Source organism: Streptomyces sp. NPDC006430 (assembly GCF_040612395.1).
GTDB lineage: Bacteria > Actinomycetota > Actinomycetes > Streptomycetales > Streptomycetaceae > Streptomyces.
Genome location: NZ_JBEXQA010000004.1, coordinates 96,464 through 110,275, shown reverse-complemented (window position 1 = coordinate 110,275; position 13,812 = coordinate 96,464). Strand labels below are relative to the sequence as shown.

Annotated in this window: 14 protein-coding genes; 5 read left to right on the top strand and 9 right to left on the bottom strand. The window is 72.8% G+C overall.

Annotated elements, in window-relative coordinates; translation table 11 throughout:
- Positions 1 to 54 precede the first annotated feature (54 nt).
- The 3 genes from ABZZ20_RS08500 to ABZZ20_RS08490 form a co-directional block, all read right to left on the bottom strand.
- The gene (locus ABZZ20_RS08500) at positions 55 to 519 is read right to left on the bottom strand and encodes a type II toxin-antitoxin system PemK/MazF family toxin (RefSeq protein WP_356868156.1); all 465 of its coding nucleotides are present in this window, start codon (positions 517 to 519) and stop codon (positions 55 to 57) included.
- Between the two features lie 111 nt (positions 520 to 630).
- On the bottom strand, positions 631 to 1,293 hold the full coding sequence (locus ABZZ20_RS08495) for an O-methyltransferase (RefSeq protein WP_356868154.1): 663 nt from the start codon (positions 1,291 to 1,293) through the stop codon (positions 631 to 633).
- A gap of 145 nt (positions 1,294 to 1,438) precedes the next feature.
- Positions 1,439 to 2,887 (bottom strand): amidase, encoded by a 1,449-nt coding sequence (locus tag ABZZ20_RS08490; RefSeq protein WP_356868152.1) that lies wholly within the window; start codon positions 2,885 to 2,887, stop codon positions 1,439 to 1,441.
- Between the two features lie 185 nt (positions 2,888 to 3,072).
- Here ABZZ20_RS08490 and ABZZ20_RS08485 point away from each other — a divergent pair, with 185 nt between their 5' ends.
- The 5 genes from ABZZ20_RS08485 to ABZZ20_RS08465 all read left to right on the top strand — a co-directional run bounded on the left by ABZZ20_RS08485 (position 3,073) and on the right by ABZZ20_RS08465 (position 9,291).
- A complete protein-coding gene (locus tag ABZZ20_RS08485) occupies positions 3,073 to 4,131 on the top strand; it encodes a LacI family DNA-binding transcriptional regulator (RefSeq protein ID WP_356868150.1) in 1,059 nt (352 codons plus the stop codon).
- Between the two features lie 237 nt (positions 4,132 to 4,368).
- Positions 4,369 to 5,568 carry a thiolase family protein gene (locus ABZZ20_RS08480; RefSeq protein WP_356868148.1) on the top strand — a complete coding sequence of 400 codons (1,200 nt, stop codon included), beginning with the start codon at positions 4,369 to 4,371 and terminating at the stop codon, positions 5,566 to 5,568.
- 158 nt (positions 5,569 to 5,726) lie between these two features.
- Entirely contained in the window at positions 5,727 to 7,166 is a 1,440-nt protein-coding gene (locus ABZZ20_RS08475) for an aldehyde dehydrogenase family protein (RefSeq protein WP_356868146.1), read from the top strand.
- Positions 7,167 to 7,238: 72 nt separating this feature from the next.
- Positions 7,239 to 7,637, top strand: a complete 399-nt coding sequence (locus tag ABZZ20_RS08470) for a thioredoxin family protein (protein WP_356868144.1) — start codon at positions 7,239 to 7,241, stop codon at positions 7,635 to 7,637.
- A gap of 223 nt (positions 7,638 to 7,860) precedes the next feature.
- Positions 7,861 to 9,291 carry an NAD(P)/FAD-dependent oxidoreductase gene (locus ABZZ20_RS08465; protein ID WP_356868593.1) on the top strand — a complete coding sequence of 477 codons (1,431 nt, stop codon included), beginning with the start codon at positions 7,861 to 7,863 and terminating at the stop codon, positions 9,289 to 9,291.
- A 166-nt stretch (positions 9,292 to 9,457) separates the two neighbouring features.
- On the opposite strand, the gene ABZZ20_RS08460 is transcribed toward ABZZ20_RS08465, so the two are convergent.
- From ABZZ20_RS08460 to ABZZ20_RS08435, 6 genes are all read right to left on the bottom strand, one after another.
- On the bottom strand, positions 9,458 to 9,766 hold the full coding sequence (locus tag ABZZ20_RS08460; RefSeq protein WP_356868142.1) for a DUF2087 domain-containing protein: 309 nt from the start codon (positions 9,764 to 9,766) through the stop codon (positions 9,458 to 9,460).
- A gap of 157 nt (positions 9,767 to 9,923) precedes the next feature.
- Positions 9,924 to 10,574 (bottom strand): hypothetical protein, encoded by a 651-nt coding sequence (locus tag ABZZ20_RS08455; RefSeq protein WP_356868140.1) that lies wholly within the window; start codon positions 10,572 to 10,574, stop codon positions 9,924 to 9,926.
- Positions 10,571 to 11,005 (bottom strand): DUF6114 domain-containing protein, encoded by a 435-nt coding sequence (locus ABZZ20_RS08450; RefSeq protein WP_356868138.1) that lies wholly within the window; start codon positions 11,003 to 11,005, stop codon positions 10,571 to 10,573. Before ABZZ20_RS08450 ends, ABZZ20_RS08455 begins: the two co-directional genes overlap by 4 nt.
- On the bottom strand, positions 10,996 to 11,553 hold the full coding sequence (locus ABZZ20_RS08445; RefSeq protein ID WP_356868591.1) for a DUF6230 family protein: 558 nt from the start codon (positions 11,551 to 11,553) through the stop codon (positions 10,996 to 10,998). Before ABZZ20_RS08445 ends, ABZZ20_RS08450 begins: the two co-directional genes overlap by 10 nt.
- A 211-nt stretch (positions 11,554 to 11,764) precedes the next feature.
- Complete coding sequence (locus ABZZ20_RS08440) at positions 11,765 to 12,520, bottom strand: MerR family transcriptional regulator (RefSeq protein WP_356868136.1); 756 nt, start codon at positions 12,518 to 12,520, stop codon at positions 11,765 to 11,767.
- A 40-nt stretch (positions 12,521 to 12,560) separates the two neighbouring features.
- Positions 12,561 to 13,748, bottom strand: a complete 1,188-nt coding sequence (locus ABZZ20_RS08435; RefSeq protein WP_356868589.1) for a methyltransferase — start codon at positions 13,746 to 13,748, stop codon at positions 12,561 to 12,563.
- Positions 13,749 to 13,812 lie beyond the last annotated feature (64 nt).

Sequence of the window (13,812 nt, the reverse complement as noted above, 5' to 3'; positions counted from 1 at the left end):
GCGCACACCGAAGCCCCGGCCCTCGATGGCTGATCCGCGGCAGCGCCCTGGCGGCTACCGCCAGCCGTAGCGCTCGCCCAGTCGGTTCACCACCAACTGGAACCGGCGCCGGTCCAGCGCGCACGCCTCGCGCCGCATGCCCGCCTCGTGCACCCGCAGCACCCGGTCCACTGCCACCCAGGACTCCCGCCCGGCGCTGTCCCAAGGCCCGGTCCCGATCGGCACCCACTCCCGGTCGCCGTCGTGCCGTTTGCTGGACAGCTGTACGGCCAGCAGCGTCCGTCCGCCCGCCTCCCGGGCGACGACCAGTACCGGGCGGTCCTTGCCCCGGCCGTCGTTCTCCTCGTACGGGACCCAGGTCCACACGATCTCCCCGGGGTCCGGGTCGCCGTCCGGATCGGGGGCGTACTCGGTGCGCACCGGCCCGATGGCCTGCGGATCGGCCTCGGTGGTCGCCGTGTCCCCGTCCCGCCCGGGTCGCTCGACGTAGCCGCTGGCGTGCTGTGAAAGTGCCGTCATTCGGGCGAGATTACTGGTTCGGGCGACTGCGGTGCGCGTGCGGCGGTCGGCCGGTCCTGCCTGCGGCCGGTCCGGGGCGATGTGAGGCTCGGGCGTACGGAAGGGCGCAGGTCAGTTGGTGACCAGGGCCAGGACGAGGCCGTCGTAGCCCTTGCTGCCGACGGTCTGTAGCGCGGTGGCGGTCAACTTCGGGTGCTCGGAGATGAGTTCGGTGAACCGGCGAACGCCCTGGACGCGGGGGTCGGGACTGTCGGGGTCGACGACCGCGCCGTCACGCACGACGTTGTCGCCGATGATGACGCTGCCGGGCCGGGTGAGCGCCAGGGCCCACTTCAGGTAGTCCGGGTTGGACGGTTTGTCGGCGTCGATGAAGACCAGGTCGAACGGGGCGAGGTCCGAGAGCTCGGGCAGCAGGTCGACGGCCCGGCCGCGCCGGATGTCGACGACGTCGGCCAGCCCGGCCCGCGCGATGTTCGCGGCGGCGACGTCGGCGCACTGCGCGTCGACCTCCAGTGTGACCAACCGCCCGCCGGGGGGAAGGGCCCGGGCCAGCCAGATGGTGCTGTAGCCGCCGAGGGTGCCGATCTCCAGGATGCGGCGGGCGCCGTGGATGCGGGCGAGCAGATTCAGCAGCTTTCCCTGGTTGGGGGCCACCTGATGGGCGGGCAGCCCCGCGGCCTCGCTGTCGGCGGCAGCGGCCACCAACGCGGCGTCCTCCTCGACGAGTAGCCCGTCGAAGTAGTCGTCGACGGCCGTCCACGTCTGTTGTGTCATGGCTCGCTCCTCCCGTGTCGCATCCCTCATGCATGGTTCCCAAAGGGAACTTACATCAGGTCCTGGATCGTCAACAGCGGGTGGGGGCGGCGGTGGCGGTGGCGGGAGCGGGGGTGGCGACGGGACCCGCCACCCCCGCCCCACCTCAGTTCACCCCGTCCGGCCACCGGTCCCCCCACTTCTCCACCGCTTCCACCTGCGCGGCCAACGCCAGCAGCAGTGGCTCCGAGCACTCCGGCCCCAGCAGCTGGGCCCCCATCGGCAGGCCCGTCGTCGTGAATCCCGCCGGGACGTTCACCGCCGGCCAGCCCAGGACGTTCCAGGTCCAGGCGTACGGGCAGGCGGCGATCATCGCCCGGTCCGTGGCCATCGCCCCGAGCCCGGCCAGGGCCCCGATCCGCAACGGTGCGGTGGCCGTCGTGGGAGTCAGGACCACGTCGAACCGGCCGAAGATCTCTCCGATCCTCCTGCGCAGGAGGCCTTCCGCCCTGCGCGACGCCCGCAGTGGCAGACCGCCCAGGATCCGGCCCGTGCGCATCGCCTCGTGCGTGCGCGGGTCCAGCAGCGCTCGGTCCGGCACCCGGGACGCCCAGTTCCGTACGCCCTCGGTCGCGCGGGGCACGAAGGTCAGGCCGATCTGTCCGTAGCGAGGGTCCTCGGGGACGACTTCGTGCCCCAGGGACTCCAAACGCCCCGCCAGTCGCTCCACTGCCGAACGGATCTCCGGATCCAGGGACTTCGGCGTCGCCGTGAACGCCATCCCGAACGACAGGGCGATGCGCAGCCGGCGCGGGGGGCGGCGGGTCGCCTCGAACGCCGAAATGGGCGCGGGGCGGTGCAGGTCGCCCGGGTCGGCGCCGCTCGCCGCGTCGAGCAGGAGCGCGGCGTCGGCGACGGTGCGGGCCAGCACGCCGTTGACGGTGAGGCCGTTGAACGCCTCCGGCTCAGGCCAGGTGGAGATGCGTCCGCGCTGCGGCTTCACCCCGACCAGGTGCGTCCAGGCCGCGGGGATCCGGACGGAACCCGCCCCGTCGGATCCGAGGGCGGCAGGGACCAGTCCCGCGGCCACGGCAGCCGCCGAGCCGCCCGAGGAACCGCCGGGCGTATGGGCCGGGTTCCACGGATTGCGGGTCGCGCCGAAGGCCGGGCCCTCCGTGAAGGGCCACTGCCCCAGCTCCGGCGTCTGGGTCTTGCCGACGACGATCGCGCCGGCCGCGCGCAGCCTGCGTACGGCCTCGCTGTCGGCGGTCTTCGGCGGGAAGTCCCCGGCGCAGCCGAACGCCGTGGGCTCCCCGGCCACGTCCATGTCGTCCTTGACGGCCACCGGCACGCCCAGCAGCGGCAACCGCTCACCGCGGGCGAGGCGCCGGTCGGCCGCGTCCGCCTCGGCGAGCGCGGCCTCGGCGCGTACGACGCGGAAGGCGTTGAGCTGGGCCTGAGCCGCCGCGATCCTCGCCAGTGCCTCCTGCGTCAACTGCCGTGCCGTGACGCTTCCTTCGGCGAGCGCCGTTGCCATGTCGACCAAACCGGCCGGAGCGTTTGACGATCCGCCGGAAGGGGCGACTGGAGCCTTCGAACCTGACGTCACCGACATCGGACCTCCCCGTTACCGCTCGGTAGGACCGAAGGTAACGGCGAGGAACCGAGGGTGGCTAGAGCAGTCGAAGTCGCCGCGGTGGACGGTGTGTGCGACGCCGGCGCCCGAACGCACCTCTTAGCAGCCGTTTCCGGCCATCCGCTAGCCCCCGGGTGTGATCGGTCTGGAAGGATGCCACGGCAATGTCTCAGTCATCGAAATCGCCGAAGTCCTCCTCCTCGGCCCCGACGTCGCCCGCCGGGCCGCTCGCTGCGCCGCCCCCCGTGCCGACCAGCGCAGACGTGGCCCGCCTCGCCGGCGTCTCGCGCGCGACGGTCTCGTACGTCCTGAACAACGCGGAAGCCGTACGCATCAGCGAACCGACCCGCCGCAAGGTCCACCAGGCCGCAGAAGAGCTCGGGTACGTGCCGCACGCCGCCGCCCGCAGCCTGCGCGCCGGACACACCCGGATCGTGCTGCTGCCCACCTCGCACGTGTCTGTAGGCCCGCTCTACAGCGCCCTCCTCAACGAGCTCCAGTGGTCCCTGCGCCGCCTCGACTACACCGTGGTCCAGTACGGCAGCCTCGGCCTCAGCGGCGACGAGGCCGCCCGGGCCTGGGCCGAGCTGCGTCCGGTCGCGGTGATCTCACTGGGCGAGATCACCCTGTCCGCGCACAATGTGGCGACCCTCAAACGTGCCGGGGCCCGCGCGGTGATCACGACGGGCCCGGTCGGTGTCCCCGGCGCGCACGCCCTGGTCATGGACCAGCGCGAAGTCGGGGTCCGGGCCGCCACCCACCTCGTCGCGCGAGGCCGCCGGCGGATCGGGGTGGTCGTTCCGCGGGAGGAGGGGCTGGAGCTGTACTCCACTCCCCGGCTGGAGGGAGCCCGCTCGGTGGCGGGCGCCGAGATCGAGCCGCTCCCGTTGGCCTACTCGGAGGAGTCGGCCGCGGGTGTCGCGGCCCGTTGGTGCTCCCTCGGCCTGGACGCGGTGTTCGCGTACAACGACGAGTACGCGATGCTGCTGATGCGCGCCCTGCTGGACGAGGGCCTGCGCATCCCCGAGGACGTCGCGGTCGTCGGCGCGGACGACCTGCTCATCGGCAGGCTGCTGCGGCCACGGCTGAGCACGGTGCAGATCGAGTTGCCGACCGGGGACCACCTGGCCTCGATGGTGGACCGGGCGGTGCGCGAGCCGGCGGAGATCACGCAGCGGTACGACCTGATGGCCGCCGTGGTCGTCCAGCGCGAGTCGAGCTGACCGCTGGGCCGCCGACCGCGGGCCGCTGACGGCGGCTCCTGACTGCGGGCCGCCGACCGTGGGCCGAACCTGTCGGGCCGGACCCGCCGGCCCTCGCAGGCAGGGGGAGCGTTGACAGGCGGTGACCGGCGGACGGAGACTGCGGGCGCGCCCCACCGGGCGCGCCCGGCGCCGTACCGGGTGCCTACTACGGCACCTCCTCGGCGCCGCCCGTACGGATCCGCGCAGGAGAGCCCCATGAGCATCCGCACCGTCCGCGACGTCTACGTCGTCGACGCCGTCCGCACCCCGATCGGCAAGTTCGGCGGTGCCTACGCCGGGGTACGCCCGGACGACCTCGCCGCGCACGTCGTGCGCGCGCTGGTGGACCGTACGCCGGACCTCGACCCCGCGCGCATCGACGACGTCGTCTTCGGTGACGCCAACGGTGCCGGCGAGGACAACCGGGACGTCGCCCGGATGGCCGTACTGCTCGCAGGGCTCCCGGTGTCGGTCCCCGGGGTCACCGTCAACCGGCTCTGCGGATCGGGCCTCGAAGCGGTCATCCAGGCCGCCCGCGCCATCGCGCTGGGGGACGCCTCCGTCGCCATCGCGGGCGGCGTCGAGTCGATGAGCCGAGCCCCCTGGGTGGTGCAGAAGCCCGAACGCTCCTTCCCGGCCGCCCACCAGCAGATGTGGTCCACCACCCTCGGCTGGCGGATGACCAACCCGCGGATGCCCGCCGAGTGGACCGGCTCGCTCGGCGAGGGTGCCGAACTGATCGCCGAGAAGCACGGCATCACCCGCGAGGCGCAGGACCTCTTCGCCCTCGGGAGCCACCGCACCGCCGCGGCCGCCTGGACGGCCGGGCTGTACGACGACGAGGTCGTGCCGTACCCCGGGGTGGACCTCGTCCGCGACGAATGCATCCGGGAGGGCTCGACGCCCGAGTCGCTGGCGCGCCTCCGGCCCGCCTTCCGGACGGACGGCACGGGCACGGTCACCGCCGGGAACGCTTCCCCGCTCAACGACGGTGCCGCGGCACTGCTGTTGACGGACGAGGCGGGGCTGGCGGCCACCGGCCGGGAGCCGCTCGCCCGGATCAGCGCCTCCGCGGCCACCGGCATCGAGCCGCAGCTCTTCGGCCTGGGCCCGGTCGACGCCGTGCAGCGGGCGCTCTCCAAGGCCGGCCGGAACCTGACCGACCTCACCGTCCTCGAACTCAACGAGGCCTTCGCGGCACAGGCGTTGGGCTGTCTCGCGGCCTGGCCGGAGCTGGACCCGGCGGTGGTCAACCCGCGCGGCGGAGCCATTGCGATCGGCCACCCGCTCGGCGCTTCCGGGGCTCGGCTCGCCGGCTCGGTGGCGCACCAGCTGGCCGCCGCCGGCTCGGGAACCGGCATGGCGACGCTGTGCATCGGCGTCGGGCAGGGCATCGCGCTCGTCCTGGAGCGCTGAGCCCCCCCCCCCCGCACGGCGAAGGACGGCCGAACGATTCCGGTCACGAAGGAACGTCAACTGCCCAATAACTGAACAGATGTGGTGCCTCCGGTCTGGCACGATGGCGCGTGCTGCCGCCCCCCGCCCCGCCCATCCCCACCCGGAGGCCCCGCGCCATGCCGCTCCTCGAACCGACGCTCTGGCAGGACGGACCGACCCTGACCGGCGGTGCCGCCCCGGTCGTCGAACCCGCCACCGGCCGTACCCTCGCCACGCTCCACCTCGCGGCTCCCGCCGACGTCGCAGAAGCCGCCGTACGGGCCCGGACCGCTCAGCACGACTGGGCGCGGGCCACCCACATGGAGCGGGCCGCCGTCCTGCGCCGCGCCGGAGACTTGTTCGCCCAGCACGCCGCGGAACTGCGGGACTGGCTGGTGCGGGAGTCCGGCTCCATACCCGGCAAGGCGGACTTCGAGCTCCACGTCGCCGCCCAGGAGTGCTACGAGGCCGCCGCGTTGGCCTCCCGCCCGGCCGGGCAGGTACTGGCCAGCGAAGCGCCCCGGCTCTCCTTCACCCGCCGGGTACCAGCCGGAGTGGTCGGCGTGGTCGCCCCGTTCAACGCCCCGCTGATCCTGGCGATCCGCTCGGTCGCGCCGGCGCTCGCGCTCGGCAACGCGGTGCTGCTCAAGCCGGACCGGCGCACCGCCGTGTGCGGTGGCCTCGCGCTCGCCGCCGTCCTCACCGCCGCGGGCCTGCCGGACGGGCTGCTCCAGGTGCTGCCCGGGGATGCCGGGACGGGCGCCGCCGTGGTCGCCGACCCGCTGGTACGGGTGGTGTCGTTCACCGGTTCCACGGCGGCCGGACGGCTGGTCGGGGAGCTGGCCGGCCGCCACCTCAAGCGGGCCCACCTGGAGTTGGGCGGGAACTCCGCCCTCGTCGTGCTCCAGGACGCCGACGTCGAGGCCGCCGTCGCGCAGGCCTCCTGGGGTTCGTTCTTCCACCAGGGGCAGATCTGCATGACCGCCGGCAGGCACCTCGTCCACGCCTCGCTGTACGACGAGTACGTGGAGCGGCTCGCCGCGCGGGCCGAGGCCTTGGTGGTGGGGGACCCGTACCGAGACCGGGTGCACCTGGGGCCGCTGATCGATCGGGGCCAGCTGGAGCGGGTCCACGCCCTGGTCGAGGCCAGTACGGAGCAGGGGGCAAAGCTCGTCGCCGGGGGGACCCACGAGGAGCTGTTCTACCGGCCGACCGTACTGGCGGGCGTCGGCGACGACACCCCCGCCTACGCCGAAGAGGTCTTCGGCCCGGTGGCGCCCGTACGGTCCTTCGAGACGGAGGAGGAGGCGGTGGCCCTGGCTTCGGCGGGCCCCTACGGTCTCTCCCTCGGGATCGTGACCCGGGACGCGGCCCGCGGGCTGGAGCTGGCCGGGCGGATCCCGACCGGCATCGCGCACGTCAACGACCAGACGGTGAACGACGAGGCGGTGGCCCCCTTCGGCGGGCTCGGCGCCTCCGGGACCGGAGCCCGCTTCGGCGGCGAAGCGAACCTGGACGCCTTCACGGAGCTGCGCTGGACCACGGTCCGCTCCTCCCCGGCGGGGCACCCCTTCTGAGCGACCTGTGGAATGCACCGGGCGAGTCGATCGTTCAAGCAGCATAGGAAGCGATCAGGAGGTCTGGAACCCGTGGCTACTGTCGAGCTCACCAAGGAGAACTTCGACCGGACGGTCAGTGAGAACCCGTTCGTGCTGATCGATTTCTGGGCGGGCTGGTGCCGGCCCTGCCTGGCGTTCGCCCCGGTCTACGAGAAGGCATCGCAGACGAACCCCGACCTGGTCTTCGCCAAGGTGGACACGGAAGCGCAGCAGGAGCTGGCCGCCGCCTTCCAAATCACCTCGATTCCGACTCTGATGATCGTCCGGGACCAGGTGGCCATCTTCGCGCAGCCCGGCGCGCTTCCAGAGGCCGCGCTCACGGACCTCATCGGGCAGGCGCGGGCGCTGGACATGGACGAGGTACGCGGGAAGATCGCCGCGTCGCAGCAGGAGGGCCAGCCGGGCTCCGCCGGCACGACGGAGGCCTGAGGTCCGAAGCGCGGCGCCTGAGGTCCGGGGGCCCTGGTCCGAGGCCGAGGCCCGAAGTGCGAGTGTGTGGTTGTCCCGGCCGGCCCATGGTGGCCTCGCCGGGACACCGCCGTGCGTCCGGGCTTGCGCAGTGGCGTTGCCGCGCGTCTGCCGGGCCTCTTCCGTACCCCACGTAAGGTGACGGGGACATGAGCCCCTGTCCCTGGAACCACGGAAGGTGACTGTGTCGGAAGCGGTGGAATACGACGTGGTGGTGCTCGGTGGGGGACCGGCCGGCGAGAACATCGTGGACCGGACCCGCGCCGCCGGGCTCACCACGGCCCTCGTGGAGAGCGAACTCATCGGCGGGGAATGCTCGTACTGGGCGTGCGTGCCGAGCAAGGCCCTGCTGCGCCCGGCGCTCGCCAGGGCCGACGCCCGCCGGGTGCCCGGCCTCGCGGACGCCGTCGCGGGCCCGCTGGACGCGGCGGCCGTGTTCGCGCACCGCGACTACTGGACCAGCAGCTGGAAGGACGACGGGCAGGTCGACTGGCTGGACTCGATCGGGGCCCACGTCTACCGCGGCCACGGCCGGCTGTACGGAGTGCGCAAGGTCGCGGTGACCAGCCCCGAGGGGGAGCACCACGTGCTCGCCGCCCGGCACGCGGTGGTCGTCGCCACCGGCACCCGGGCCGTCATCCCGGACCTGCCCGGGCTCGCCGGGGTGCGCCCGTGGACCAGCCGCGAGGCCACCTCGGCCCAGGAAGCACCGGGGCGGCTGTTGATCGTGGGCGGTTCGGTGGTGGCGGCCGAAATGGCCACCGCCTGGCGGGCCCTCGGATCCGAGGTCACGGTCCTGGTCCGCGGCGCGGGGCTGCTGCCGCGGATGGAACCCTTCGCGGGGGAGCTGGTCGCCGAGGCGCTGCGCGAAGCCGGCGCGGTGGTGCGCACGGGCGTTTCGGTCGAGGCGGTGGTACGCGACGGCTCGACCGGGCCCGTTCGCGTCGTGCTGGAGGGCGGCGAGTTCCTGGAGGGCGACGAACTGCTGATGGCGACCGGCCGCGCGCCGCGCACCGAGGACATCGGGCTGGACACCGTCGGGCTGACGCCTGGCGGCTGGATCACGGTCGACGACAGCTGCCGGGTGCTGGGTCACGACTGGCTGTACGCCGTCGGAGACGTGAACCACCGTGCACTGCTGACCCACCAGGGCAAGTACCAGGCCAGGATCGCGGGCACCGCCATCGCGGCGCGCGCGGCGGGCACCGCCGCGCTCGACACCGGTCGCTGGGGCGCGCACGCGGCGACCGCCGATACCCGGGCCGTGCCGCAAGCAGTGTTCACCGACCCGGAGGCGGCGGCCGTGGGCCTGACCCTCGCCGAGGCGGAGCGGGCCGGACACCGGGTCCGCGCGGTCGACTACGACCTGGGCAAGGTCTCGGGCGCCGGGCTGTACGCCGACGGGTACCGTGGCCGGGCCCGGATGGTCGTAGACCTGGACCGGGAGGTGCTCCTCGGGGCCACCTTCGTCGGCCCGGGGGCAGCCGAGCTCCTGCACGCGGCCACGATCGCGGTCGCGGGAGAGGTCCCGATCGACCGGCTGTGGCACGCGGTCCCGGCCTTCCCGACGATCAGCGAGATCTGGCTCAGGCTGCTGGAGACGTACCGGGGATAGCGCGACCGGGCGGCGGGCTCGGATCAGCGCGCCCGTCGAGTACGGGCGGGGTCGCCGGGCATTCCGCGGCCGGTCGCGGCCCGTGAGCGGGCGGTCCAGGCCGGCTACCGGCCGGTCGGGGCCCGCTACCGGCCCGGCGGGGCTCGCTATCGGTCGGCGGAGCCCGTTATCGGTCGGTCGGGGCCGCCCGCCGGTAGCTGCTGCCGTCCCGGGTGCGGGTCAGTAGGCCCGAGGTGATCAGGTAGCGCCGCAGTGCCGAGCAGTCCTCGTGCACGGTGCGCAGCGCTTCGTTCACCTCGGGCTCCGTGTACGCCCGGTCCTCCGCGAAGAGGGTCTCGGCCAGATGGACGAGCAGTTGCTCGCGGCGGGCGGCCCTGCGCGGGACCGCGAGGAGCCGACCGCCGGAGAAGAGGTCGGTGACGGTGCGCCGCGCGTGCGGTTCCACCGGCTGGTTCGGGAGGGCGTCATCTGACATGGGAGGAAGCTTGTCCGGCCCCGTGTCCGCCGGGCAACGCCTTTTCCCGTCCGCCGGCGGTGGGGCGGGTTCAACCCGGTCCGCCCGGCCGGCGGTGGGGCCGCCCGCCCGCTCCGGATCTCCCCGGCGCGGGCGGGCGTCCTCGTGCAGGGGTGGTTCAGGGGCCGACGGTGATCTGCTGCGCCGGGTCGGTCGTATCGGTGACCTTGTACACGGCGTTGAAGGTGGAGGAGGTCGCGCTCGTCGGGCAGCCGAACCCACCGGTGACCGTGACCGGTACGGAGGCGTTGGTGAAGGTCAGGCTCGACGGAGCGCCGTTGGCCCAGCTCCCGGCGACGTTGGCCGGGGCCGACGGCGCCGCGGTGACCGTACAGGTGGCCAGACCGGTCGTGTGCACGACGAGTCCGCCGACCGGGACGGTCATGGTGGCGGTGATCGGGGAGCCGTCCTGCATCGACACCGACCAGGAACCGCTGGTGGTGACCGTCGGTGTCACGCCCGGCATGCTGGAGGTGCACGAGCTGTACGTCGGCGGCGAGATCGGCGACGAGACGGGCCCGGCGGCGTTGTGGTTACCCGGGGCCGCCGGGACCGTGCCGGTGGAGACGGAGACCGTGCAGGTCACCGTCACCGAACCGGCCTTGAGGGTGGCCTTCCCGCTCAGGGCGGCCTTGAAGGCGTGTCCGGCCGGGGTGACGGTGGTCGACCCGGCCAGCGGTAAGGGCGCGGCGGTGGCGGTGACCGAGGCCACCGACAGTGCTCCGGCGGCGGCCATCCCGAGGACGAGCGCGGTGCGCGTGCGGCTCATGGCTGTGCTCCTTGGGGATCGGTGTGCAGTGTGGAGCCGGTTGGGGTGGGGGACTGCGGTGTGGGGGAGCGGCGCGGGGCGGCGTACGGCTGCCAGGCGAACATCAGGCCGCCGCCGAGGATCCCGAGCAGGGTGCCGATCAGGAACCCGCCGAGGTTCGACAGGACCAGCGCGGCGGTCGCGACGAGGGTGGTGAGGACACCGGCGAGGCTGCGCTGTGGGGGCGCGAACCAGGCGGTGAGGCCGAGCACGATCATGACGATGCCCATCAGGACGGACGGGATGCCGGCGACGCCCTGCTGGAGCATGACCTTCAGCGGTGCCAGCGGCAGGGCGCAGATCTCCGCGCCGGCGAGGATGGCGAACAGTCCACCCCAGAAGGGCCTGTTGCGCCGCCACCGTCGCCACTGCCGCCAACGGCTCAGAAGCATTCCTTCTTGCCCTTGCTGATGTTCATGCTGAGCCCGGAGAGCTTGAAGGTGCCCGCGTTCGTGGCCCAAGCCGTCTGCTGGAGATCGGTGATGCTGACGGTGTCCGCCTGCTGGGCGAACAGGTCCTGCATGCCCACGGCTTCCGTCGGCCCCTTGTCGAGGGTGGAGGCGTCGCGGCCGATCTCGATGTTGGTGAAGACGGCGTTGCCGGAGAGCTGGGTGGCGTCCACGAAGAGGTTGCTGGCCTCGACCGGGGTCTTGCCGCCCGCGGTGAGATTGAGCGAGATGTCGCCGACGACCGGGAGGGTGGTCACCACCGACTGGCAGAGGCTGTGGAGCTTGGCCTCCTTGATGGCGGTCACCGCCACCGGGATGAGTTCCTCGCGGGCGTTGACGTCGATGCTGCCGTACTGGGCGAACCCCTCGCCCTCAAGACTCGCCGCCGAGACCTTGAACTGTTGCCCAGATACTGCGAAGGAGGCGGCGAGCGCGCCCTGCGCGAGGGCGATGCCGAGGCCGGCGGTCACGGCCACGGCGGGGACGGTCAGGACGGCGAAGTGACGCCAGCGGACGCAGCCGCCCCGCTCGTCATCTCTGCCGGGCGGGCCGGATAAATCGGATGTCGTGGGGGAATCTGCCATGAGATCGTCCCTTATTTCGGCTGTGCACCGTTGTTACCGACGAGTTGAATGTAAGAGTGCCAATGAAGGTTGGCAAGGTTGTTCGAGCGTGCCTTTCCGGCCGACTCCTACCGGTCGGTCACTGTTGCGTGCGCAGCAGTTCGGCGACCTCCGCCTCCACCCGCCGGGCCATCGCCCGGGCGAACTCCGCGGCCACGACCTCGCCCGCCACCGGACGCAGTGCCGCCGCCGCCTCCGAGATGTGATCCAGTTGCGTGGCCGAAAGTCGCTCCAGCCCCTCCGTGCCGATCACGTGCCGCCGGAACAGTCCGACGAACCGGTCGGCGAGTACGGCCGCCTGCGTCTGTACGAAGTCCCCCGCATCGAGGACCTCCACGAGCGGCACCCCCTGCCGCACCAGCGTGAGCGTCGCCTCCAGCAAGCGCCGGCTCCGGTGCGTGACGTGGTTGCCGTCGATCCGTACGTACCCCAACTCCGCGGCCCGCCGGGTGTCTTCGGCCGTCGCCGCCGGGCCGAACAGCTCGCGCAGCTCGGCCAGGGTCATGGTGACCGGCTCTTCCTGGACCCAGTCGCGGGTCATCGCCCGCTCCAGGCCCAACAGTTGGGACAGCCCGCCGCCCGCCTCCCAGGCGTGCAGCAACTCCGCGATGCCGTTGACGGTGTACCCCCGCCCCAGCAGGTCGCTGATCAGCCGCAGCCGGGTCAGGTGGTCCGCGGAGTACCAGGCGATCCGGCCCTCGCGGCGCGGTGGCGGCAGCAGCCCGCGCTCCTGGTAGTAGCGCAGGTTGCGCACCTTGACGCCGGCCGCGCGGGCCAGGTCCTCCCGCCGGTAGCGCTCCCCGTCCATGCCGTCGTCGTGCACCAGGCTGCTCACGCGGCCGAGTGTAGGACGTACCGGCGGGTGTACCGGCAGGTCACATGGGGCGCGGCCGTTCCTTCTGCTTGACGGCGCGCAGCACCACGAACCGCGGTTCGCTCGCGACGACTTCGCTGTTGCCGAAGAGGCGGCGCAGGTGCGTGTGGTACCCCATGTGGCGGTTGGCGATCACCCACAGTTCACCGCCGGGGCGCAACACCTTGCGCGACTGCGCGAACATGCGCAGCGCCGTCGCGTCCGTCGTCGCCTGGTGGGAGTGGAACGGCGGGTTGCACAGCACCAGGTCCACCGACCCCGGGTCCAACATGGCCACCCCGTCACCGACGAGGAAATCGGCCCGCTCCCGCTCGCGCTGGACATTGGCGCGGAAGGTGGCCTTCGCCGAGGCGACCGCCTGGTAGGACTCGTCGGTGAACACGATCTCCGCATCGGGGTCGGCGACCGCGACCGCCGTGCCGACGATGCCGTTGCCGCAGCCCAGGTCCACGACCCGGGCCCCGTTCGTGTTGGTCGGGATGCTCTGCAGGAAGAAGCGGGTACCGATGTCGAGCCGGTCCGCACAGAAGATCCCGGCGTGGTTGACGGCGGTCAGGCCGGCACCCGAGCCCGCGTCCTCGTCCAGTGTGTACGTCACCGGCCACGGGTCGACGGCCCGGGTCGACGGGGCGCTGGGCGTGCAGAAGATCAGCCGGGCCTTCTTCTCGGCGAGCGAGGTCCTGGTCGGGCCGAGGATCCGCTCGAAGAGCTTCAGGGTGGAGGTGTGGATCTCCTTGACCATGCCGGTGCCCACGACGACCGTGCCCGCGTGCACGTGCGGGGCCAGCCGGTACAGCTGGTCCTCCAGCAGCGCCAGGCTCTTGGGCACCCGTACGAGGAGCACGTCGATCCGCTCGGGCGGCGCGTCCTGCGTGGTCAGCAGCCGCACCGTGGCCTTGGACGTGCCGATCCCGGCCCGGTCCAGGTTCCCGGCGGTGGCGGCGCGGGAGAGGTAGGAGTCGGTGATCTGCGTCGGGTGGTACGCGGCCAGTGCGGTCGTCAGCGCTCCCCAACGGTCCCCGAGGATGGTGATCTGGCCGGCGCCGGCCAGATCCACGGGGCCGCGGTCCCCCGTACCGGAGTCGAGGTGGCGCAGCAGGTACTCGTCGGCGGCGTCCCAGGCGCGGAGCTGGTCGCGCGGGTCTTCGGGGAAGCGGGTGAGCTCGTAGGAGCCGAAGGGCGTGGTCAGACGGTTCATCGTGCCCCCAGGCTAACCGAGCCGGCCGCCCGCCCCCGCACGCACGGCCCGACCC